Below are 23,151 nucleotides of genomic sequence, written 5' to 3'. Positions count from 1 at the left end.
CTTTTAGACGCCGATCACCCCGCTAACGGGGTCCCTTTTGCACGCCGGTCCACAGTCAAGAGCCGCCGTTTGTGTCGATCCAAGGCTGAGAGGCGGCAATGCGCCCTCATCTCGGTCATTGCGGCTCGCCCGCTCACTGCCTGGAAGCGGATATAATTGCCTTTCACCAAGGGGACGGGGTTTGGGACATTCTGGCCGTCCAATAGCAACTTCGACGACGGCGGGTTGTGCCGAGAGCCGACAATTCTTGATTATCGAGAGGGATCGCCAGAAAGCTTCGGATGATTTTTCGATGACTCCAGGGTCGTGAAAAGCTGTCTGCGTACGGCGGGCATCCTTGTTTTTGAAGCGCGCCGCTCTTGAACTGGCGTGCTGTTGAGCCTCCTAGGCAATGCGATTGTCTCGACCGTCTAGACGCATTCAGCTCTCGTAGGTCGCGCCGCACGAGCAGCTTGAGGCCGATCTGCCCGAGCGCCAGGCCTTGATTCTTGATCGAAACATAAACATAGTCTTTAGATGGCAAGAACCCGCGAATTTGATCTCACCGCTGCGCTCGATCAGGCGATGCGCGTTTTCTGGCGCAAGGGATATGCGGCAACCTCGATGTCCGACATCTACGCCGCCACGGGCCTCAAGCCGGGCAGCATTTACGCCGCGTTTCGTGACAAGGAAGGCCTGTTCCAGCAGGTGTTCGAACATTACGCGAGCTTCTTCCGGACCACCCTTCCGACGGACACCGAGGGTCTGGCGGCGATTCGCGCCTGGATCACGCTCCAAGCCAAGCTCGCCTCGGACGATTCCGACCGCGCGGGCTGCCTGATCATCAACACCGTGGCCGAACGCGAGGTCCATTCCGCAGCCACACAGGCGCTAGCTCAAGGGCGGATGCGCGAGATCCGCGACTTTTTCGTCCGTAATCTGATGATCGCCGCGACGGCGGATGATCTGCCGCCGGAAACCGACCTCGATCTGCGCGCTGATGCTCTGGTCGGCGCGGTCGTGAGCATCATGACCCTGGGGCGCGCCGGGGCGGATGCGTCCACCATCAAGCATGTTGCAAAGGCAGCGCTGGAGCCCTTCGCATTCGAAAAATGATCGATCGTTCATTTTATATATTGATCGATCGATCCTGAATATCTAGATGGGCGAGGCGGCGATGGGCCGCCTCGCTTGCGAAGGAAATCATCATGCACGGACAGAACGTCGTCGTGATCGGCGGCAGCAAGGGCATCGGGCTGGAAGTCGCCCGTCAGGCACTGGCGCGCGGTGCGCGCGTCACCATTGCGGCCCGCGGGGAAGCGGCGCTTGCGGCCGCCGCCGCAGCCATACCCGGACTCGAAACCGCCGTTGTCGACGCCGCGGACGCCGCCTCGGTCCGCGCCCTGTTCGCGCGCTTCGACACGGTCGATCACGTCTATCATTCGGCCGGCACCTTTGTCGGCGGCCCTGCAAGCGGTGACGTCGCCGCCTATCGAGCCGCGATCGAGCCGCGCATCTTTGGCATCGCGCATCTCGTCGCGGCGACCGAGGGCAAGATTCCGGCTGGTGGCTCGATCACCCTGACGGGCGGCGTGTCTACCGACCGTCCGGCCAAGGGCGCGTGGATCACCAATGTCGGCACAGCCGCTGCCGAGCAGAGCGCCCGCGCATTGGCCCTTGATCTAGCCCCTGTGCGGGTAAATGCGGTCGCCCCCGGCTGGACCGACACGCCGATGTGGGAAGGCCTGTTGGGCGAGGATCGCCACGCCGCCTTTGCCGATGTCGCCGCCAGGCTGCCGGTGGGCCATATCGCCGCTGCGGCCGACGTCGCCGATGCGGTGCTGTTCCTGATGAACAACCGCTCGGTCACCGGCGAGATCGTCCATGTCGATGGCGGCCACCGGCTGATCTGATGCTGAACCGCATCAACGCTGAGGATGACGAACATGCGTTACCGTTTGCTTGGTCGCACCGGCCTTTATGTCTCCGAGCTTGCGCTTGGGACGATGACCTTCGGTGGCGGGGATTTCTGGCGCTCCATCGGGGAGCTCAATGTCGCGGCCGCCATGCCCATTTTGCGCGATGCGTTCGATGCGGGGATCAATCTGATCGATACCGCCGATGTCTATGCCCATGGCCGCTCGGAGGAAATTCTGGGCCAGGCGATCCGTCAGCTTGGCCTGCCGCGCGACGAGCTGATCCTTGCGACCAAGGCCTATGAGCGTGTCGGCCCCGGCCCCAATGCCGGGGGCTCCACCCGCCGCCACCTGATGTGGAGCGTGGATCAGAGCCTCAGGCGGTTGCAGGTCGATCACATCGATCTGTTCCAGCTGCACGGGGTCGATCCGGTCACCCCGCCCGAGGAAATTGTCGACGGGCTGGCGGCGCTGGTCCGGTCGGGCAAGGTGCGCCATATCGGCCTGTGCAATCATCCCGGCTGGCAGGCCGAGCGCCTGATCGGCATTGCCGCGCGCACCCATGCACCGGCGCTTGCCGCCAATCAGGTCTATTATTCGCTGGCCGGCCGCGATGCCGAGCGCGAGGTGCTGCCACAGGCCGAGGCTGCCGGGCTCGGCATCCTGGTATGGAGTCCGCTCGCGGGCGGGCTGCTGTCGGGCAAGTTCGATCCGCTCGCGCCCGAAACAGGCCCGGCGGATGCGCGGCGCACTGCTTTCGACTTTCCGCCGGTCGATCGCACCCGCGCTGCCGCGGTGATCGCTGCCGCCCGCCCGATCGCGGCGGCGCACGGAGCCAGCATCGCGCAGGCTGCGCTCGCGTGGTTGCTCACGCGCCCTGCCGTCACCAGCGTCATCATCGGTGCCAAGCAGCTCCCACAGCTGGGTGACAATCTGGGCGCGGTCGAACTCGCGCGCGCTTTGACCGCAGAAGATATCGCGGCGCTCGATCAGGCATCGCAGCTGCCGGGCGAATACCCCGGCTGGATGGTCTCCTATCAGGCCGCAGGCCGCGCTCCGGGCGGCAAACGACCGCCAGCCTGAGGTCCGCTCGCCCTTTTTCCATTTCGGTGCGCGTCCGCTCCCGCACGTGCCGACTGTCCCCGAGGGAGCGCCCCCAAGGAGAACCCCCATGAAAGATCTCTACGTCGCCCAAGTCAGCATCACCCACGGCCGCGACGGCACGGCACGCTCCGCCGACGGCAATCTCGACGTCAAGCTGGCGTTCCCCAAGGAACTGGGCGGCAATGGCGCGGGCACCAATCCCGAACAGCTTTTTGCCGCGGGCTTTTCGGCCTGCTTCGCCAGCGCCATCCGCTTCGCCGCCGGGCAGATGAAGCTCGATGCCGGCGAGGTCAGCATCGACACCGCCGTCACGCTGTTCGCGCGCGAGGATGGCCGCTATGGCCTGCGCGCCGACTTTGATGTCAGTGTTCCAGGCCTTTCCGGCACGGATCGCGACGCGGTGATCGCCGAAGCCAAGCGAATCTGCGCTTACACCAACGCCACCTCGGGCAATGTCGAGACGCGCTTCACCATCAAGGATGCGTGACGCGATCCTGTCATTGATCTTCAAATATCGCTAGTTACTGCCAGTCGGCGCGCGCAGGGCGTCCCGCACCGCCGGCTGGCAGCGCCTTACAGACGAGGTTTCCGATGCCAATCACTGCCCCCTTGCGCCGCGCCATGCTGCTTGCAGCGATGCTTCCCTCGCTGGCCATGGCGCAGGAACCCCAGGTTATGCGTCTCGAGGCAACAACCGCCGAGGTCGGTATCGAGATCGACGGCAATCTGCTCGGCAACTGGCAGCTCGATCCGAACAGTTATCCGCGCGATATCGCGCTGCCGGTCGAGAAGGCGGAGCCTTCGACCATTTGTTTCCTCAACGAAACACAGCGCGCCTGTGCCGATTTCATCCCCAACCAGTCCCGACCGCTCGAGATTGCGTTCAAGGGCGCACGGATCGCTACCGTCATCCGCGCTCAGCGCAACACGCCGCCGGCCGTATTCGATGCCGCCTACCAGGCGGCGTATCGCGGAAAGACCGTCGTCGAAGTGCCAGAAGTCTATGAACTGGTGAACATCGCCATCGCAATCTCGCCCTTTGGGCAGGGAGATCGCGACATGGTCTATCACGACAGCCCCTATTACGCGGCGGTCCAGACTCATTTCGCCCCTTTCGTCGATCATCCGCTCATCAAGCGGGTGGACGCCATGCTGCGTCAGGACCGGATGGACTATTTCTCCTTCAAGATGAACGGCTATGCCTTCGTCTTCGACGCCGAGGGGCGCATCGTGCGCAGTCCGGTGTATGACCGCACCGGCTTTGCCGGATCGCTCGACAACGCGGTGCTGCCCTATCTCGAAGACCTTCAGGACTTCGCGAATGTCAGCAGCTTCCGCACCTTCTATCGCGAGCATCAGGATCTCTACAAAAAGCAGATCCGGTTCTTCGATGATGAGGCGCAGGTCGCGCGGATCAGCAGCTGGCTGCGCGAGCGCTTTCCCTCGGTGAAGCCCTATGACGGGGTGAAGATCGTGTTCTCGCCGCTGGTCGCCTATAACCAGTCGCTCACCACGCTGGAGGCGAATGGCTATCGCGAGCTGCAGCCGCATGTGAACTATCCCTACGGTGCCAATCGTGGCCTTACGCCCCAGGGCGCCGCGATCGAGCGTTCGGCGATCCTGTTCACCGAAATGAACCACGGCTTCATCAATCCGGTGGCCGAGAAATATCGGGAGCAGATCGCCAAGGCTCTCACCGATCGGCCCGCCTGGGCTGACGATACCAAGGCTCCGGGCAATTATCCGGGGGCTGAGGCGCTGTTCGATGAATACATGAACTGGGCGCTGGTCAGTCTCTACTACCGCGATCTGATGACAGACCAGGATTTCGCCATCTCGCACGCCGCTGTCGTCGACAACATGCAGAATGGTCGCGGTTTCCTCCGCTTCGCGGCATTCGATGCCGAGCTTCTGCGACTGTACGCGGCGCGCAAGCCCGGCCAGACAATCGAAGACCTCTATCCGGCGATGCTAGATTGGGTTGCCGCACAATAGGCGAAGGTGCTGACAGTCTAATGCGCACTCGTTTCCACCGGAAGGAGCTGTGGCTTTGGGCGCGGCGGCTTAGCTTGCGATGATCTGCCACTCAGCCAGGGCGGCTGAGCGGCGCTCCTCCACGCGATTATTCGCGTGACGGCCAATGTGCTGCTTATCGATTACCGAGCTCGTCCATCGCTGCCCCGTAGGAGCGCAGGCCGTCGGTGGTGATTGCGGGCTAGGCGGCAGGGCTCGAGATTTGCGGCTCATCCTTCCGGGCTATCACCGCGCCCCAGGCCCTGCCTCATTCGTCTGACAGAGCCGCCAGCAGAGTTGCGGTTCTCCGTTGACGATCAAGCCGCAGCGTTGAATGACCTTAAACATGGCTGACCGACAACGAAGGACAACGATCGTCGACGTAGCGCGCGCCGTGGGGGTATCGGCGAAGTCCGTGTCCCGCGTCCTCAATGGCGAACCCAACGTCAGCCCCGACTTGCGCGACCGCGTGCGCGAAGCGGCGCGAAGCCTGAACTACCATCCCAATGCCCTTGCGCAGGCGCTGGTGCGCCGTCGGTCGTATCTGCTCGGCCTGGTCTATGAAAATCCCAGTCCGAGCTATTCGGTCGAGCTTCAACTGGGTGCGCTCGATCGGCTGAAGGATGAGCGGTATCATCTGGTGTCTCTGCCGATTCGGTCGGTGCGCGAGCATGCGGACGAAGTCGTTCCCCTGCTGCGCGCAGCTGCACTCGACGGCGTGATCCTGGCGCCGCCCGCTTCCGACCACCCGACCGTCCTGGACGCGCTGGATGCAGTCCAGCTGCCCTATGCCCGCATCGCGTCCACCACAATGCTGGAGCGGGGGCCGAGCATCGTGCTGGACGATGTCGAGGCGGCGCGGACCATCGCCGAGCATGTGATCGGGCACGGCCATCGGCGGATCGGCATCATCAAGGGCAATCCCGCCCACCCGTCCAGCATGGCACGCACGCTGGGCTATACGCAGGCAATGGCGGGGGCGGGGATCGAGCTTCGGACCGACTGGGTCGAACAGGGCTTCTACACCTTCGAATCCGGATATGAGGCGGCGCAACGCTTGCTCGCCCGCGCCGACCGGCCAACCGCGATCCTGGTGCAGAATGACGAGATGGCAGTCGGCGCGCTGATGGCGGCGCGCGAACTCGGCCTGGCGCTGCCCGAACAGCTGTCCATTGTCGGCTTCGACGATTCGGAGGTATCGCGCGTTGCCTGGCCGCGGCTCACCACGATCCGCCAGCCGGTCTATGACATGGCGGTCAGCGCAGTCGACGTGCTCATCCGGCAGTTGAGCGGTGAACCGTCCCAGACTTTGACCGCGCACCGCTTCGAGCTGCTCGTCCGCGATTCCGTGGGGCCGCCACCGCCAGCGAACGGGCAGGCTTAACGCGCGCCCATTGCCTGGCGCTGGACGAAATTGGGCCGGCGCGTCTCCGCCGGGTTGAGCAGGCGATCGAGCAGCGCGTCATGTGTCGGCGCTGCGTTTGCATAGGTTCGCATCGCCGCGCCGAGCTGGCGCATCAATGCGCGGATCTCGGCGTTGTCGGGGATGTCGACAAAAGGATCGTGCGCGTCCGGCCGCAATCCCATGCCGACCGCGACGAACCACCAGCTGATGTCGGCGAACAGCTCGCGACGACGCGACACGATCCGGCCGCTCGCCGTGAACAGATCGGTTTTTTCGGCAAGGCTGTCCGGCAGGGTCAGCGTGCGCATCCGGTCCCAGAACGGTTCGCCGAACCGCCGATTGAGCACGTAATGCAGCAGCAGAAAGTCGCGGATATGCGCATATTCCACGTCGACCTCACGGTTATAGGCGCGGGCGAGCGGTGGTGCCATCGTCCGGTCGGGCCAGTAATCCAGCAGGCGGTACAGGCCGGTATGGATCAGGTGGATGCTGGTGGACTCGAGCGGCTCAAGAAACCCGGCGGACAGCCCGATGGCAACGCAGTTACCCACCCACGCGCGCCGCCGGTGACCTGCGACGAACCGCAGGAAACGCGGATCAGCCTCGGCCGGTCCCTCGATCCGGGCAAGCAGGGCCGCTGCAGCATCCTCGTCGGACAGGTGCTCGCTTGCATAGACATAGCCGTTGCCGACGCGGTGTTGCAGCGGAATGCGCCACTGCCACCCGGCCGTGCACGCAGTGGCCGTGGTATAAGGCGGGCGCCCGACGCGGTGGCGGCTGGGTGCGGCGACGGCGCGATCGCACGGCAGCCAGTGACGCCAGTCATGATAGCCCGCCGCCAGCGTTTCTTCGATCAACATGCCGCGAAAGCCCGAGCAGTCGATGAAGAGGTCGGCTTCCAGCCGCTCGCCGCCCTCCAGCACTAGCGCCGCGATCCCCTCGCCGCCGTGGCGGGCGCCGTCGCGCTCGCCGCCCATCACGCGCCGGTCAAGCCGCACGACGCCGCCACGCTCCGCCACTTCACGCAGATAGGCCGCCACCAGTCCCGCGTCGAAATGCAGCGCATAGGCGAGCCCGCCGCCCGGGAAAGCGCCATCCGGCGGCGGGAACGCGAACTTGCCCGCTTCCGCCAGTGCGATGGCGGGACAAACATCAGCCAGTTCCTCCGTGCCGCCATCGGCGACGTTGCGCCACCACAAATGGTGGAACGGCCGCTCGTTGACCGTCAGCCCGAAGGTGCCGAACGGATGCCAATAGGCGTGACCCAGCTCAACCCAGTCGCAGAAGCGGATGCCCAGCTTCATCGTCGCGCCGGTGCGGCGGATGAACTCCACCTCGTCGATGCCGCAGAAGCGAAGGAACTCGAAGATCGGCGGGATGGTCGCCTCCCCGACGCCGACCGTCGGGATGCTCGACGATTCGACGAGGGTGATCGTCGTCCCGCTGCCTTCCAGGCGCTTGGCGAGCAATGCGGCGGCGGACCAGCCAGCGGTCCCGCCCCCCAGGATGACGACCGATCGCAGCGCCTGCCCGTCCCTCATGTCCCAGCCCTTCCGCTATCTTCGCCACGCATCGGGCGAGCCGCTGGCGTGCGACTCGCCGTCCGCGCGGACGGTCAGAAGTTGAAGCGTACACCTGCGTAGATGCGCCTGGAGCCGGATTCGAAGCGAAGCGGCAATTCCCGGAACTGGAGAAACGCGGACTGATCAGACTTGGTGAGGTTGATGCCTTCCATGAACACATTGAACATCGGGGTCACCTGATAGCTGATTTGCCCGTCGAGCTGACCGTAAGGGCGCTGATAGATTCCTAGCGTCCGCGTCGTTCCGCCGTCGGAGAAGCCGAAATTGCCCAAATAGGCTTCGGATCGCCAGGAATAGGACGCGCGCGCCGCAAAGCCGTAATTCTCGTAATAAATCTGGCCGTTGGCGGAGTGGCGCGACACGCCAGGCAGGGGCAACCCTTCATCAAAGTCGTTGAACCCGTCGGTCGAGGTGTCTGAGAAGGTGTAGTTGGCGGTGAAGCCGATCCCGAACGGGAAGGCATATTGGGCCGCGACCTCGAACCCGCGCACCTGTCCGCCCGTGCCGTTCACCGGTTGCGCAACCGGGCCCAGTCGGCCGCCAGCCTGATCGCTGACGAATGTGGGGACCGTCTGAGTGACAATGAAGGAATCGACTTCCTTCCAGAACCCGGCAACGGACAACAGGCCCTGGCGGCCGAAATAATACTCATAGGCGGCGTCGAACTGATAGGCCCGATATGGCTCCAGCTCAGGATTGCCGCGGCTGCCGCTGGTGAAGGTGAACAGATTGGTCTGCGGATCGCGCGTGAAGTCGGTCGCGAAGCCGCGGCCAAGGCTGAACAGGTCCTGGCGCGCGACGACCCGGGCCGCCGAGAAGCGCACCTTCTGCCGGTCGTCGATACTCGCCACGACGTTCAGGCTCGGGAGGAAATCGGTGTAGCTGCGGTCGAAGGTGGTTGTCTCGAAATCGCGGACCACGCCGTTCCAGCTATCCGTCCCGAAATAGACCGGGTCGGCGACGCCCTGGTTCTGATCAACCCTGAGCTTGGTGTCGACGATGCGGACGCCGACATTGACATGGTAGGGATCGTCCTCGCTGCCGATATCAGCCATTACATAGCCGGACCGCGTTTCCTCACGCACGAAGAAGCTCTGGATCGGATCCTCAAAGAACGCGAACGGCTTGTCAGGGAAAAGCCCCTGGATCCAGGCGAGCGCGTCCGTCATCTGGGCGCGGTTCTGGACGAGCACCTGATCGCCCTGGACCACGCCGCCGCCGGCGAAATTCTTGATGAGCTCCACCCGGTCGGGTGCGTCGGTGAACGTCTGGAACGGCGTCATGACTGGCGGCGAGTTGCCGAACCGGTTGTCGCACCCGCGCTGCTGCGGGTTCTGCTGCGCAACCGGGATTTCGCAAGCCTTGAAGCCGATCGCACCGTCGAGGAAGTAGGTATAGGGCGTCCAGTTGTACCCGAGCTGCGAACCGTCGGGCTCACCCATGCCGCTGATGTCGGCGAGATAGCGACCCGAGGTGAAATCGATATTGCGCCGCCCATACCGGAAACCGGCGCTGACGGTGATGGCATTGGTGTCGCTGTCATCGATGTCCCAGGCCATGTCGGCACGGAATGACTGCCCGTCGATCTCCGACCGATCGCCAAAGGCCCAGTGCGACTTGAAGTACCCATAGGCGGGGTTGGTGAACAGGTCCTGCGGACTGCCCGGTGCGATCCCGAACGATGGAAACTTCCCATCGCGGTTGTCATAGGTGAAATCGAAGGTGGCGGGCGCTGCGGGGTTTGCGGGCTGGTGTGAAAAGCCGGTCGGGCTGGATGGGTTCGCGGTCGGCACGGCATAGGCGGTGTAGCGCACGTCATTGTTCGCGACGTTGCGTGTCAGGTCACCCTGTGAGTAAGTCGCGGCGACGTTCAGCCGGAAATTGCGCTTGTTGTCGAACTTGACGGTGAACTGTGCATTGTCCGACGTGGTGTTCGAGACATCGACGAACGAGATCGCTTCGGCCGACTGGGCGCGCATCGTGCCCTGTTGGAGGACGCCGTCGTCGTCGATCGAGAACCCGCCCTGGAGGCCGCGCGCCTCGCCCTGCGCGAACGGGAATTTGAGCGACGCTTCTCGCGTGTCGACCTTGTAGTCCGAGTGAAAGAACTGGCCGGCGAGTTCCAGCTCGTCGGTCGGCCGCCAGGTGACGCCCAGCGATCCGCCCCACCGCTCCCGGCGAATGTCGCGGTCGGTGACATAGCGATATTCGGGGGCGTAATAGTTCGGCACGGTGGCCGAATCGACTCGGTTGGCGAACGCCCAGTTGCCGCGATTTTCGCCGCCGAGCACATTATTGTGCTGGTTGACCCGGTCATAGCTCAGCGACGCGATGATGCCGAAACGATCGTCAAAGTTGTAGCCCACCACCAATGCGCCGGTGGGCTTCCAGCCGCTGATCTCGCTGCCCTTGTTGACGCGCGCGTTGCCGCCCAGCGTCAGGCCCGGCTTCAGGTCGAGCGCGCCGCGAGTTTTGAGGTCGATGATGCCGCCGAGGCCGCCCTCAAGCAGCGACGCGTTGGGCGATTTATAGACGTCCACCCCGCCGATCAGCTCGGACGGCACGCCTTCGAGGCTGTCGTTCCGGGTAAAGTTACCCTCGCCGACCTTGAAGGCTTCGAGGCCGGTGACGAACAATTCGCCGTTCAACACGGTGACGTTCTGGTCCAGGCCGCGAATCCGTACCCGGGTGCCCTGTCCGTTTTCCCGGTCGATCTGGATGCCGGGCAGCCGCTGGAGCGACTCGGTAATATTCTGGTCGGGAAACTTGCCGATGTCCTCCGCCGTGACCGATTCGATGATCAGGTTGGAGTTGCGCTTGGCGTTCAGCGCACTTGCAAGCGACTCGCGGAATCCGGTGACGATGATGTCCTGCGTCGCGGCATCGTCCTGCGACGCGGGCTCTTCCTGCGCTGGTGCCGTATCCTGCGGCACCGCCGCATTCGTATCCTGCGCATGTGCGGGCACGCTGCACGCGACCGCGAGGATCCATGTAGCCGATACGATGTTCAGCCGCGCTTTGAATGAAAAGCCCCTCATATATCCTCCTCCCAAGCCAGCCCCGGTCGTGCGCTGCCGGGGTCCACGCCAAATCAACGCGCCTTTTGTCCTACGTTGACATCGCATTGTCAACGCTGTCATTACAGCCCGCAAGCTTAGAGCAGAAAAAGCTGGGAGAATGGAATGCGCCGATCGGCACTGTCATTTTGCGCGATGGGGCTGGCTGTTCTGGCGAGTTTGCCGGCCGTACCGGTCGCCGCGCAGCAGGAGCCAGCCGTGCAGCCCGAAAAATGGCCGGCGCCGACTTGGCCCCGTCCGCGCGACCCTGCCGTGGAGCAACGGATCGCCGACCTGATCGATCGCATGACGCTGGAGGAGAAGGTCGGGCAGGTCATTCAGGCCGACATCGCCAGCGTCACGCCCGAAGAGGTGCGGCGCTATCATCTCGGCTCGATCCTGAACGGGGGCAACAGCGGGCCCGGCGGCGACGATCTGGCACCGCCGGCGAAGTGGCTCGAACTCGCCGACGAGATGTGGACGGCATCGGTCGATCGGACGGGCGGGCGGACGGGCGTTCCCGTGCTGTGGGGTACCGATGCGGTTCACGGACACAGCAACATCGTTGGTGCCACGCTGTTCCCGCACAATATCGGGCTTGGCGCCGCGAATGATCCCGATCTGATCGAGCGGATCGGTCGCGCCACCGCGATCGAGATCCGCACCACCGGACAGGAATGGACCTTCGCACCAACACTGACCGTGCCACAGGATTACCGCTGGGGCCGCGCCTATGAGGGCTATTCGTCCGACCCCGCGCTGGTCAGCCTCTATGCCGACCGGATGGTCCGGGGGCTTCAGGGCGAACCGGGCGACACCCCGCTGCTCGACGGGCCGCACGTCCTGGCCAGCACCAAGCATTTCATCGCCGATGGCGGCACCACCGAGGGCCGCGACCAGGGCGACGCGGCGATTTCCGAAGACGATCTGCGCCGCGTCCACGGTGCGCCGTATCAGCAGGCGATCTCCGCCGGCGTCGGCACGATCATGACGAGCTTCTCCAGCTGGCAGGGTACCAAGATCGCCGGCCACAAGGGGCTTGTGACCGACGTGCTGAAGAAGCGCATGAATTTCGACGGCTTCGTCGTGACCGACTGGAATGCGCACGGTCAGATCGCCGGCTGCACCAATGCAAGCTGCCCACGCGCGATCAACGCCGGGGTCGACATGTACATGGCGCCCGATACCTGGCGCGCGCTGTACGACTCGCTGCTTGCCCAGGCGAAAGACGGCACCGTGCCGATCGCGCAGCTGGACGAAGCGGTGCGCCGCGTCCTGCGGGTCAAGGCCTGGATCGGGCTGCTTGACGCGCCCAAGCCATCCGAACGGGCGTTCTCCGGGCGCTTCGAGCTGCTGGGCGCTCCCGATCACCGCGCCCTGGCGCGCGAGGCCGTCGCCAAATCGCTTGTCCTGCTCAAACGCCGGGACGACGTGCTGCCGCTTCGTCCCGGTGGCCGCATCCTGGTGGTTGGCGAGGCTGCGGACGATATCGCTCGCCAGTCCGGCGGCTGGACGCTGTCGTGGCAGGGCACCGGGCTGACCAACGCCCACTTTCCCGGCGCGACATCGATCTGGTCGGCGATCGCGGATGCCGCCCGGCTGGGTGGCGGCACAGCGACGCTTGCCCCGAATGGCCGCTGGCAGGGCCCCAAGCCCGATGTGGCGGTCGTCGTGTTCGGCGAGACGCCTTATGCCGAGTTCCAGGGCGACCTGAAGGCACTGCAGCTTCGGCCCGAGCTGCGCGGCCATGTCGAGGTGATGCGCCGGCTGAAGTCAGCGGGCGTTCCAATCGTCGCGGTGATGCTCACCGGACGACCGCTGTTCATCAATCCCGAACTCAACCTGGCGGACGCGCTGGTCGTCGCGTGGCTCCCCGGTTCCGAAGGCGCGGGCGTCGCCGATGGCCTGTTCGGGCGCACACCCTTTACCGGTCGGCTTCCGGCGGACTGGCCGCTTACCGCACAGGCCGACGGACCCGTCCTGTTTCGGCGCGGCTTCGGCCCAGCGCCGGCAGCGACGTGGCGGCCGCTGCCCGAGGCCTCCGGCGTGGCCGAGACCGGCGCCGTCGGCGTCTTCTTCGACGCTGGCCGACCGTCGCCGTCCTGGTCGTTCCAGATCAGCGACGCGACGGGCAACAGCACCCGCGTCACCCAGGTGCCGACCGTCGCGCCGGGTAGTCGCGTGCAGGTGACTGCAGTCGATCATCTACGCCAGGAGGATGCCCGTCGCGTCGCGATGGCGGGCGGTGCCGCGCAAATCGTCGAGCTGACCACCCAGATGCCTGTCGATCTGTCGCGTGAAACGAATGGCGACGTGATGCTGGTCCTGACGATTCGCGTTGAGCAGCCGTCCTCAGCACCCGTGCGGGCGCTGGTCGGCTGCGGAACCGGGTGCGGCGCAGCGGTGCCGTTGCCAGAACTGTCGCAGCCCTCGCCCAAGGGCTGGCAGCGGATCGGCATCCCCCTCAAATGCTTCGCCCGGGCCGGCGCGGACATGAGCCGGATCGACGCCCCGTTTCGGATAGCAACCGCTGGCGCGCTGACGTTCAGCCTGTCGCGTGTGGCGCTCGGGACGGATGCGGACGTGATCTCCACATGCGGCGACAGGCCAAAGTAGCTGCATCGAACGAAACCGGTCGACATGCGAACGGCGTCGAAACAATAGGCACCAGTCCAACACGCGCCGTCAGTAATCGGCCGCAAATCTGTCGTCCACGCGCCCCATAGCGATTGTCTGCCTTCCGGGGCTGACTGCCAAAAGCGGTCTATCGGCTGACGGCCCAGTAGCTGCCATCATAGCGTCGGGGCCCCTGAACCGGCCGAAATTGGGCCGGAACCGGACTAGCAGCTTTAGGAGCGGGCAGACCGCATCGACCGACCGCTTCCGACCTCGAAGAGGTCGCCTCGATGAACAGGAAAGTTGCAGCGCCGGGGGTGACATACGTCATGTCGTTGCGCTGACGTCGGGCACTGCTGCGCCATGTGGTGGCGGGCTAGATCGGGCTCCACAGTCAGGAGAACGATCATGCTGCCCAACCCCTCATCGACCATCGCTTCGCTTGAAGCCGCGACCAAGGCATATGGCGCGCACAGGGTGCTTGATGGTTTCGACTTCGCGCTTGAGGCCGGATCGGTCACTGCGCTGCTTGGACCCAATGGTGCGGGCAAATCCACCGTTGCGGGGCTGCTGACCGGTCGCTTGCGAGCCGATGCAGGCACGGTCAACCTCTTCGGCCGCGATCCCTCTGACCCGTTGGCCCGGGCGCGCATTGGGATCATGCTGCAGGCGGGTGGCCTGCCCGACACCCTGACCGTGGCCGAAGCGGTCAATCTGCACGCGGGCTATTTCGCCCGCCGCCTGCCGACCGCCGCGGTGCTCGAACAGGCGGGCCTCACCGCACTGTCGGGCCGCCGCTGCGATCGGCTGTCGGGCGGCGAGGCGCGCAAAGTACAGTTCGCCATGGCGATTGCCGGGTCGCCGGATCTGCTGGTGCTGGACGAACCGACCACCGGCTTCGACCCCGAATCCCGCCGGGCGATGTGGGACGTTGTCCGCGCCAAGGCTGATGTGGGCACCGCCGTCCTGCTCGCCACGCACCATATGGACGAGGCCGACGCGCTCGCTGACCGTATCGTGGTGATCGCCGATGGCCGCATCATCGCCGATGGCGCTCCGGCCGCGATCAAGGCGAGGGTGGCGGCAACCGCGATCCGGCTGCGCACGCGGCTGGCGGCAGACCGCTTCCGCGCGCTGCCCGGAGTGGTCAAAGCCGAGACAGTCGGCGCAGACCTTTCGCTGCTGACCACCGCGCCGCGCCTGACGCTGGAGGCCGCCTTCGCGATCGACCCGGCCCTCGCCCATTTCGAAGTCACCGGGGCAAGCCTTGAAGATGCCCTCGCCAATCTTGTCCAGTCCAACCGCACAACCGCTCTGAAGGAGGCCGCATGATGACCCCCGCGCTGATCGCCCCCGCACCCGCCGTCTATGCCCGCGAAAGTTGGGCCGAGATCGTCAAGTCGGCGCGGATGCCGCAATTCATCATCCCCACCATCGCCCTGCCGCCCGCCTTCTACGCCCTGTTCGCGCTCGCGATGGGGCAGGGCAGCGCGGAAGGCGCGACCCGCGCGCTGGCCACCTTCGGGGTGTTTGCGGTGATGGGCCCGGCGCTGTTCGGCTTCGGTGCGAACATTGCTGCCGAACGGGAAAGCGGGCAGCTTGAGCTGAAGCGCCTCTCGCCCATGCCCGCAGGCGCACAGATCGCCGCCAAGCTGGCTGCGACCGCCGCCTTCAGCTTGGTCGCCTTCGTGCTGCTTTATGGGCTGGGACTGGCGGGGGGCGTTGCCCTTACCGCATCGCAGTGGGCGATGCTCGTTTGCGTCCACACCCTCGCCATCATCCCCTTCGCGCTGATCGGGCTTGGCATCGGCTACCGCCTTGGCCAGAAAGGCGCGATTGCGGTGGCCAATATCGTGTTTCTGGCGCTGGCCGTGCTGGGGGGCCTGTGGATGCCGATTGCCGTGCTGCCCGATGCGATGCAGGCCATCGCCTGGGCCCTGCCGTCCTATCACCTTGGCGAAATGGCGCTGATGGCGGCAGGTCAGCGCGAAGCGTCCAACCTGTGGCTCCACGCCGGCCCGCTGGTGCTGATCACGCTGGCCGCTGCGCTGTTCGCCTGGACGGGCGAGAAGGCGCAGGCGAGGTAAGATGGCCAAGGCCGAGCAAAACGCAAAAGCTGGGGGCCGGGTGCTCAGGTGGGAAGCCATCGACCATCCGGCCATCTGGCTTGCCTACCTGCCGCTGTTCTTCATCCCATGGGCCATCAAGCTGCCGAGCACGGTGCAGATGATCGCAGCCGGGATTGGCTTGGCGATGTTTCTGGGGGTCTATTTCCTGTCGCTGAAGGCGGGGGGCTGGCAGCTGATCGGCTTTGCCTTGGCCGCCTTGCTGCTGTCCTTCGCGCTGGCCTTCACGGGCAGCAACTGGACGGTGATCGCGGTCTATGCGGCTGCGATGATCGCTGAACTGCGCCCGGCCTGGCGGGCGGGCCTCGGGGTTGGCGCCTTTGCGGCGGCCAGCGCGGGGCTGGCGTTGGCGACGGGGCAGCCGGCGTCTTACTGGGTGCTGGGGGTGTTCCTGATGATCATGGTCGGCATCGGCAACATCTCGCGCGGCGCCTTGCAGGACAAGAACCGCGCGCTTGCCGCCGCACAGGGCGAGGTGCGCCAGTTCGCCGCCGCGGCCGAGCGTGAGCGGATCGGGCGCGATCTGCATGATCTGCTGGGCCGCACGCTGACCCTCATTGCGCTCAAGGCCGATCTCGCCGCCCGGCTGGCTGACGGCGCGCCTGACAAGGCGGCTGCCGAAATGCGCGACATCGCCGCCGCCGCGCGCGAGGGGCTGGCCGAAGTGCGCGCTGCTGTCAGCGGGATGACGGGCGCGAGCCTTATGCGTGAGATCGCCGGGTCCAAGGTGGCCCTCGCCGCCGCCGGGATCGCCTGCGAGGTCGAGGGCGAGGCCGAGGCCATCGATCCCGGCACCAGCGCGGTGCTCGCCATGGCGCTCCGCGAGGCGGTGACCAACGTGATCCGCCATTCGGGCGCGCGCACCTGCCGGATCGCGCTGATCCAGCGGGCGGGCGGGCTGGAGCTGAAGGTCAGCGATGATGGCGATGGGCAGGCGGTGCGCCCCGGCGGCGGGCTGGCGGGCCTGACCGCGCGTCTCACCGCAGCAGGCGGCGAACTGGCGGTCGAGGGCGACCCGTGCGGCACCCGCCTCACTGCGCGCCTGCCGCAAGGGGCGCTCGCATGATCCGCCTCGTGATCGCCGAGGATCAGGCGCTGGTGCTGGGCGCGCTGGCGACGCTGCTCTCGCTGGAAGGCGATATCGACATCATCGCCCGCGTCGGCGATGGTGCCGCCGCGCTCGAAGCAGTGCGAGAGCATAAGCCCGATATCCTCCTCTCCGATATCGAGATGCCGCAGATGACCGGCCTCGACGTCGCCGAAGCCATCGCGCGCGAGGGACTGACGTCTCGCGTGCTGATCGTCACCACCTTTGGCCGTGCAGGATATTTGCGGCGCGCGATGGATGCAGGCGTGCGCGGCTATTTGCTCAAGGACACACCCGCCGATGCGCTGGCCGCCGCAATCCGCAAGGTAGCCGCAGGAGGGCGAGCGATCGCGCCGGAACTAGCCGAACTCGCCTGGGATGCGCCCGCCAACCCCCTGACAGACCGCGAGCGCGATGTGCTGCGGTTGGCCGATGAAGGCCACTCGAACAAGGAAATCGCCCGCCAGCTTGATCTGTCCCCCGGCACGGTGCGAAATTATCTATCCGAAGCCTCGGCAAAGCTTTTTGCCGCCAGCCGCATCGAAGCCGGCCGCGTCGCGCGCGAAAAAGGCTGGCTTTGACGCGCGCCATGACGCTTGTCACCTCCGCGCGCTGACACCCCGCACTGCCGCCGCCGCCGCAGATGCGGCACTCCCTCAAGCAATAAGGGAGTTTGCCGATGAGATGGAAGAACGCAGCGATGGTGACGGCGGGGATTACCACCTTGCTGGGCGGGGCGGCGCTGTTCAAGGGGCTGGCGCCGAATCGCTACGGCCTGCCGGAGATCGAGGTGCTTGCCCCCGGCGCGACCGGCAAGCGAGTCGCGCAGGGCGAGCTTTTCGGCAACTACTTTCCCGCGCAGGGCCCGGATGCCGGCCCCGGCCCGCACCCGGCGGTTCTGCTGCTCGGCGGATCGGAAGGGGGTCTGGGCAGCGGTGCGCGCCAGATGGCGCTGGCCCTGCAGCAAGAGGGCTTTGCGGTCTTCCAGATCGCGTACTTCGGCGCGCCGGGCCAGACCGATGCGCTTGAGGGTATCCGGCTCGAATTGTTCGACAAGGGGCTCGATTGGCTCAAGACCCAGCCCGGGGTCGATGCAACGCGGATCGCGGTGATGGGCGCATCCAAAGGAGCGGAGGCCGCGCTCCTGGTCGCCGCGCGCCGCTCCGATGTGGCCGCCGTGGTCGCTGGGATGCCGACCAGCGTGGCTTGGAATGGGATCAACTGGGCCAGCGGCGGGCAGAGCGATCGCTCCTCGTGGACAGCGGGCGGCAAGGAAGTTCCGACCATGCCGTTTGGCGACTGGGATCAGGCCGATGGTATCATCAGCGTCTATCGCACGATCGAGGACCCGGCGCGTCAGACCGAGGCGGACCGCGCCGCGATCCCGATCGAACGGGGCCGGGCCGAAGTGCTGCTGGTGTGCGGCGAGGCGGAAACCATGTGGCCCGCCTGCCCGATGTCGCGGCAGGTCGCCGCGCGCAGCAAGGCCCGCTCCGGTCCGCCTGTCACCGTGCTTTCCTACAAGGATGCCGGCCATTTCGTGTTCGGCCCGCCGATCGCGCGCGATCATCGCTTTTATCCGCGGCTTGGAGAATATGGTGGCAGCGTGGAAGGCAATGCCGCAGCCCGCGCCAATAGCTGGCCGCAAGTCATCGCTTTTCTGAGGCGCGCTATGGTGGATACCTGAACAACTTCGGCAAGGCTGATCCGGCGCTGGTACGTGAAGGCCGACGATCCGTTCGCGGTCGTTCGATCGGCCCACCGCAGCGCGCGCGGTCCGCAGCCAACCCTCGATACGTCACACGGCGCCAACTTGATAACGCGGCTTGCGGACCACGAGATCATCCTTGATCGAACCGCCGACAGCGTCGCCGTCCTCTTGCTGATTATCTCCCCGCCAGCGGAGGTCGTCATCTCGTCGTTCCAGCGCAACGACATCCGCCACAGCCTGATCGGGTGCTGATCGCTGCACTGCGCAAGGCGCATGCCATACTCGGCGCAGAGCGCGGATTGCCGACCCTGGATACCGCACCGACCTCGCCCTACGACCGCAACATCCGGCGGCTCGCATTCCTCGCACCTGACATCCAGCGGGCGATCCTCGATGGACGCCAGCCGCACCATCTCAACCTGAAAGCACTCAAGCATGTCGAGCTGCCGCTAAACTGGTCGCGGCAGCGCGAGATGCTGCGGTTCCGCAAGTAGAACAGCCCCTGTTCCGGCAAGCAAGCGTCCTGACATTGGCGATGCAGGACCCTGTTACGGGGGTATAAATGCCCTGTTCGGGCGATTAACAGGAAAACGTCTTTTCTGCCGCGTAGAATGCTGAAAACGCGGAGTGTTCTCAGGCCACACCGCGAACGGGTCACTTAGAACGGCCTGATCTGGGCCTCAAATTCACTTTTTCCCCTGTTATTTCCTGTTTATCAGGGAAACCGAACCGATGCAGGGGCGGCCAGAGACGGGCCATGCAAATGCCGCTTGATATCGCGGAAGAGACGGCCAGATAGATGCGGCCATTACGGTTTGGCGATCGCAAATCGGCCTGTTCCGCGGCTTTGTAGCATTTCCCTCAAAGCGGAGACGAGTGCTGGGGGTGGGTGGCGGAGCGGGAGGGATTCGAACCCTCGATACGGTTTTGCCGTATACTCACTTTCCAGGCGAGCGCCTTCGACCACTCGGCCACCGCTCCGCATCGAACCTGGTCGGTCGCCGCATGGCGGGTGGAGACCCGGGTTCGCAATCCAATCGCGCTGGAAGCGGCTGCACCTATCGTGCGGGGCGGGCTTTCGCAAGCGATTGCCGCGTGCCATGCTGACGGCCATGTTCACGCTCTCGCTTGCCATGCTGCTCGCCCTGCAGAGCCAGGGCCAAGCCGCCACGCCGCAACCCGCTGCGCTCGCGCCGACCGAAATCGTCGCGGCCGCGCCGGCAGCAGAGTGGCGGGCGATCGCGCCGGATGATCTGCTGGTGATGACGCTCGCGCCCGACCGCAACGGGTCGACCCGTCGTGTCGTCATCCAGCTTATGCCCGCGCCTTTTTCCCAGCCCTGGGTCGCCAACATCCGCACGCTTGCCCGTGCACGCTGGTGGGACGGACTGGCAGTGGTGCGCGTCCAGGACAATTATGTCGCCCAATGGGGCGATCCCGATGGCGAGGACCCCGTCAAGGCCAAGCCGCTGCCGGCGGCGCTGATGAAAGCCACCGAAGCGGAATATTCGGTGCGACGCGCCGCCTTTTTTGCCTGGACGCAACATTTGCGGGAAGCCCGTGCTGAAATGGCGGGGTCCGCAACAGATACCTTGTCCATGGAAGATCGGCTCAAACGCCTAGCCGAGACATCGCGCGGCGATTCGTTCGCCTTTGATGCGGGCTGGCGCGACGGATGGCCTATCGCCGCCGACTTGACCCGGATGTGGCCCGTGCATTGTTACGGAATGGTGGGCGTCGGTCGCAATCTGTCACCCGATACCGGCACGGGGGCGGAACTCTATACGGTCATCGGCCATGCGCCCCGCCACCTCGACCGCAATATCGCGCTGGTCGGCCGCGTGATCGAGGGGATCGAGCATCTGTCCAGCCTGCCGCGCGGCACCGGCTCGCTTGGTTTCTATGAAAAAGCGGAAGAGCGCGTGCCGATCCTGTCCGTCCAGCTGGCAAGCGAGTTGCCGACCGACGCGCAGCCCAAGTTCCAGGTGCTGGACACCGACAGCACAAGCTTTCTTCGCTACGCGGAGGCGCGCGCCAATCGCCGCGATCCGTTTTTCATCCGGCCGGCCGGCGGTGCCGATATCTGCAACATACCGGTGCCGGTGCGCCGGGCGCGCTGACGTCCAGAGACGCAGGCGCACCCGGCAGGGCGATCACGAAGGGCTATTCCGCCGCCACGCCGGCGCGGCTGAACATGTCGCCTTCGCTGCCGGGATCCTCGTTGGCGGCGGGGGCCACCTTGATCTTCTGGCGCTTGTCGAAGCTCGCCCACACCTCGTTCCAGTTGCCGCGCGTCGCCGCCTTCGAATATTCGGTCGCGCGGGTTTCGAAGAAATTGGCGTGCTCGACCCCGTTGAGCAGCGGCGCGAGCCAGGGCAGCGGATGCTCGTCGATCAGATAGATCGGCTTGAGCCCGAGCTGGCCCAGCCGCCAGTCGGCGATGTAGCGGATATACTTCTTGATTTCCTTGGGCGCCATGCCATTGACCGGCCCCATTTCAAAGGCGAGGTCGATGAACGCATCCTCCAGCCGCACCGTCGTCTGGCACATGTCCATGATCTCGTCCTTGACCGACTTGGTCAGGCAGTCGCGTTCCTTGACAAAGGCATGGAACAGCCGGACGATGCCTTCGCAGTGCAGGCTTTCGTCGCGCACCGACCAGCTGACGATCTGGCCCATGCCCTTCATCTTGTTGAAGCGCGGGAAGTTCATCAGCATCGCGAACGACGCGAACAGCTGCAGCCCTTCGGTAAAGCCGCCGAACATCGCCAGCGTCTTGGCAATGTCCTCGTCATTGTCGACGCCGAACTTCTGCAGATAGTCGTGCTTGTCGCGCATTTCCTGATATTCCAGGAACATGCCATACTCGCTCTCGGGCATCCCGATCGTGTCGAGCAGGTGCGAATAGGCGGCGATGTGCACGGTTTCCATGTTGCTGAACGCCGCCAGCATCATCTTGATCTCGGTCGGCTTGAACACCCGGCCATATTTGTCGTGATAGCAGTCCTGCACCTCGACATCGGCCTGGGTGAAGAAGCGGAAAATCTGCGTGAGCAGGTTGCGCTCATGCTCGGTCAGCTTCTGCGCCCAGTCGCGGCAATCCTCGCCCAGCGGCACTTCCTCGGGCATCCAATGAATCTGCTGCTGACGCTTCCAGAACTCGTATGCCCACGGATATTCGAAGGGCTTGTAGGTCTTGCGGGCTTCGAGAAGGGACATGGGATTACTCCGAGATAACTTTGGAAAAGATAATGAAGATCACAAACAGAGTGCCACAGATCGGAGATGTGACCATCAGCGTTCTGCCGCGCGATCGAATAGTCTCAACGCTCAATCTTGCGGGGATCAGCCCCGGCGCGGGCGTGCGGAACATGCCGCCAGCGAAGGAATCCCGCCATGGATTATGATCGAGCCGGCTCCAGCGGTAACCTAGCGTCATATTGGCCACCGCGATCGCTGCGACGAACGCACAAAAAATGATCGCGCTCATGACGCGCTTGCCCATAGGTAAATCAAGCCAAAGCCGCCGAGGAACAGGCCGAGCGCGGTCAGCATCATGCCGGCGATGCGGGCGGCATAGTGTGCCGGTTCGCTGCGAATGCCGAATGCGGCCGGCCGGGCGAGCAGCGCAAGGCCGCTGGTCCCGGCGACGGCGGCGACGCCGAACTGGATGGCGAGCGCGCGGGTCACCGCTCATTCTCGATCACGCGCCCGCGCCGCGCAGGGACGAAGCGGTCGACATAGACGGTGCGCGACTTGCGCGCGCCGACCCCGAACACGACGATGCCCAGGAAATAGCCGAAATCATTCCAGCCGCCATTGTTGCGCACGGCATAGATCGCGACCCTGGGCAGGAACAGCGACGCGACCCAGGCGAGCGGAAAGATGAAGCCGTGCCACAACCCGAGCAGGAACCCCGGCGCATCGGGGACGACCGCGCTCCCCACCTGCCGCGCGCATGCGGCGAGCGGGAGGAGGGGGAGGAGGGCGAGGGTGCGGGTGGGTTGCGCCCACCCCTCACCCTTCCCACCAGGGGAGAGGGAGATTTTAGGCCTAATCCCTCTCCCCTTGTGGGAGAGGGAGGGAGCCGCGAAGCGGCGGAAGGGTGAGGGGTAGGTCACCGGGTTAAACCCCTCGTCTGGCGCTTTGCGCCACCTTCTCCCACAAGGGGAGAAGGGAAGTGCGACGCGATTGTCGCAAGCACACCTTCGGCGTTACCTAGCACATCGTGGTTCCAGAAACGGATCACGCGATAGCCTTCACCTTCGATGAACCTCGTGCGTGCTGCATCATAATCAGCCGCTTCGGCGTGCTGGCCGCCATCAACCTCGATAACGAGGCGAGTTGCGTGCGAGCAGAAGTCCGCGAAATAGGAACCAAGCGGGACCTGGCGACGAAATTTCGCGCCTGGAAACGCTTCACGTAGCGAAACCCACAGCTTGCGCTCGGCATCGGTCGCGTTGCGGCGCAGTTCACGGGCACGATCGACGGGACTGTGCGCGACACCCCTCACCTTCCCACGCAACTGTGTCGCGCGGGCCCCCTCCTCTCCCAC

Annotated in this window: 22 protein-coding genes and 1 tRNA gene; 15 read left to right on the top strand and 8 right to left on the bottom strand. The window is 65.1% G+C overall.

What is annotated here, in order from left to right; genetic code table 11:
• The first annotated feature begins 516 nt into the window (after positions 1-516).
• The 6 genes from AX709_RS08700 to AX709_RS08675 all read left to right on the top strand — a co-directional run bounded on the left by AX709_RS08700 (position 517) and on the right by AX709_RS08675 (position 6,396).
• Positions 517-1,095, top strand: coding sequence for a TetR/AcrR family transcriptional regulator (locus tag AX709_RS08700; RefSeq protein WP_066548849.1), 579 nt, complete (start codon positions 517-519; stop codon positions 1,093-1,095).
• Positions 1,096-1,187: 92 nt separating this feature from the next.
• Positions 1,188-1,892 (top strand): SDR family oxidoreductase, encoded by a 705-nt coding sequence (locus tag AX709_RS08695; protein ID WP_066548846.1) that lies wholly within the window; start codon positions 1,188-1,190, stop codon positions 1,890-1,892.
• A gap of 33 nt (positions 1,893-1,925) precedes the next feature.
• A complete protein-coding gene (locus tag AX709_RS08690) occupies positions 1,926-2,978 on the top strand; it encodes an aldo/keto reductase (protein WP_066548871.1) in 1,053 nt (350 codons plus the stop codon).
• An 88-nt stretch (positions 2,979-3,066) separates the two neighbouring features.
• Entirely contained in the window at positions 3,067-3,486 is a 420-nt protein-coding gene (locus AX709_RS08685) for an Ohr family peroxiredoxin (protein ID WP_066548844.1), read from the top strand.
• A 104-nt stretch (positions 3,487-3,590) separates the two neighbouring features.
• Complete coding sequence (locus tag AX709_RS08680) at positions 3,591-4,994, top strand: DUF4932 domain-containing protein (protein ID WP_082731695.1); 1,404 nt, start codon at positions 3,591-3,593, stop codon at positions 4,992-4,994.
• A gap of 352 nt (positions 4,995-5,346) precedes the next feature.
• Positions 5,347-6,396, top strand: a complete 1,050-nt coding sequence (locus tag AX709_RS08675; RefSeq protein WP_082731106.1) for a LacI family DNA-binding transcriptional regulator — start codon at positions 5,347-5,349, stop codon at positions 6,394-6,396.
• On the opposite strand, the gene AX709_RS08670 is transcribed toward AX709_RS08675, so the two are convergent.
• Positions 6,393-7,958 carry a tryptophan halogenase family protein gene (locus AX709_RS08670; protein ID WP_082731694.1) on the bottom strand — a complete coding sequence of 522 codons (1,566 nt, stop codon included), beginning with the start codon at positions 7,956-7,958 and terminating at the stop codon, positions 6,393-6,395. The two genes, AX709_RS08675 and AX709_RS08670, sit on opposite strands and share 4 nt — an antisense overlap.
• Positions 7,959-8,032: 74 nt before the next feature.
• Positions 8,033-11,038, bottom strand: coding sequence for a TonB-dependent receptor (locus tag AX709_RS08665; protein ID WP_066548838.1), 3,006 nt, complete (start codon positions 11,036-11,038; stop codon positions 8,033-8,035).
• Positions 11,039-11,329: 291 nt separating this feature from the next.
• On the opposite strand from AX709_RS08665, the gene AX709_RS08660 reads away from it, so the two are divergent.
• The 8 genes from AX709_RS08660 (at position 11,330) to AX709_RS08625 (ending at position 19,090) form a co-directional block, all read left to right on the top strand.
• On the top strand, positions 11,330-13,672 hold the full coding sequence (locus AX709_RS08660) for a glycoside hydrolase family 3 protein (RefSeq protein ID WP_231727468.1): 2,343 nt from the start codon (positions 11,330-11,332) through the stop codon (positions 13,670-13,672).
• A gap of 408 nt (positions 13,673-14,080) precedes the next feature.
• Entirely contained in the window at positions 14,081-15,004 is a 924-nt protein-coding gene (locus tag AX709_RS08655) for an ABC transporter ATP-binding protein (RefSeq protein WP_066548833.1), read from the top strand.
• A complete protein-coding gene (locus AX709_RS08650; RefSeq protein ID WP_197432025.1) occupies positions 15,001-15,759 on the top strand; it encodes an ABC transporter permease in 759 nt (252 codons plus the stop codon). The genes AX709_RS08655 and AX709_RS08650 overlap by 4 nt, the downstream gene beginning before the upstream one ends.
• A gap of 1 nt (position 15,760) precedes the next feature.
• A complete protein-coding gene (locus AX709_RS08645; protein WP_156454221.1) occupies positions 15,761-16,864 on the top strand; it encodes a sensor histidine kinase in 1,104 nt (367 codons plus the stop codon).
• Positions 16,865-16,872: 8 nt separating this feature from the next.
• Positions 16,873-17,466 (top strand): response regulator transcription factor, encoded by a 594-nt coding sequence (locus tag AX709_RS08640; protein ID WP_231727467.1) that lies wholly within the window; start codon positions 16,873-16,875, stop codon positions 17,464-17,466.
• A gap of 143 nt (positions 17,467-17,609) precedes the next feature.
• On the top strand, positions 17,610-18,572 hold the full coding sequence (locus tag AX709_RS08635; RefSeq protein WP_156454220.1) for an acyl-CoA thioester hydrolase/BAAT C-terminal domain-containing protein: 963 nt from the start codon (positions 17,610-17,612) through the stop codon (positions 18,570-18,572).
• Between the two features lie 33 nt (positions 18,573-18,605).
• Positions 18,606-18,848: a hypothetical protein gene (locus tag AX709_RS08630; RefSeq protein ID WP_066548823.1), complete on the top strand. Its 243-nt coding sequence runs from the start codon at positions 18,606-18,608 to the stop codon at positions 18,846-18,848.
• Positions 18,842-19,090, top strand: coding sequence for a hypothetical protein (locus AX709_RS08625; protein ID WP_066548819.1), 249 nt, complete (start codon positions 18,842-18,844; stop codon positions 19,088-19,090). The genes AX709_RS08630 and AX709_RS08625 overlap by 7 nt, the downstream gene beginning before the upstream one ends.
• A gap of 396 nt (positions 19,091-19,486) precedes the next feature.
• Here the strand turns inward: AX709_RS08625 and AX709_RS08620 are convergent.
• Positions 19,487-19,577 (bottom strand) — tRNA-Ser (locus AX709_RS08620).
• A gap of 119 nt (positions 19,578-19,696) precedes the next feature.
• On the opposite strand from AX709_RS08620, the gene AX709_RS08615 reads away from it, so the two are divergent.
• On the top strand, positions 19,697-20,716 hold the full coding sequence (locus tag AX709_RS08615) for a peptidylprolyl isomerase (protein WP_066477926.1): 1,020 nt from the start codon (positions 19,697-19,699) through the stop codon (positions 20,714-20,716).
• A 43-nt stretch (positions 20,717-20,759) separates the two neighbouring features.
• On the opposite strand, the gene AX709_RS08610 is transcribed toward AX709_RS08615, so the two are convergent.
• From AX709_RS08610 to AX709_RS18205, 5 genes are all read right to left on the bottom strand, one after another.
• Positions 20,760-21,815: a ribonucleotide-diphosphate reductase subunit beta gene (locus AX709_RS08610; protein WP_066477928.1), complete on the bottom strand. Its 1,056-nt coding sequence runs from the start codon at positions 21,813-21,815 to the stop codon at positions 20,760-20,762.
• A gap of 4 nt (positions 21,816-21,819) precedes the next feature.
• The gene (locus tag AX709_RS08605; protein WP_156454219.1) at positions 21,820-22,086 is read right to left on the bottom strand and encodes a hypothetical protein; all 267 of its coding nucleotides are present in this window, start codon (positions 22,084-22,086) and stop codon (positions 21,820-21,822) included.
• Entirely contained in the window at positions 22,083-22,286 is a 204-nt protein-coding gene (locus AX709_RS08600) for a hypothetical protein (protein ID WP_066548814.1), read from the bottom strand. The genes AX709_RS08605 and AX709_RS08600 overlap by 4 nt, the downstream gene beginning before the upstream one ends.
• Positions 22,283-22,543, bottom strand: coding sequence for a hypothetical protein (locus AX709_RS08595; protein WP_231727466.1), 261 nt, complete (start codon positions 22,541-22,543; stop codon positions 22,283-22,285). The genes AX709_RS08600 and AX709_RS08595 overlap by 4 nt, the downstream gene beginning before the upstream one ends.
• A 170-nt stretch (positions 22,544-22,713) precedes the next feature.
• The gene (locus tag AX709_RS18205; RefSeq protein ID WP_082731697.1) at positions 22,714-23,151 is read right to left on the bottom strand and encodes an endonuclease domain-containing protein; all 438 of its coding nucleotides are present in this window, start codon (positions 23,149-23,151) and stop codon (positions 22,714-22,716) included.

It is taken from the genome of Sphingomonas sp. CCH15-F11, from assembly GCF_001557005.1.
In the GTDB taxonomy this organism is placed as follows: Bacteria; Pseudomonadota; Alphaproteobacteria; order Sphingomonadales; family Sphingomonadaceae; genus Sphingomonas.
The sequence above is the reverse complement of the archived record's forward strand: the minus strand, read 5'-3'. Positions and strand labels throughout refer to the sequence as shown.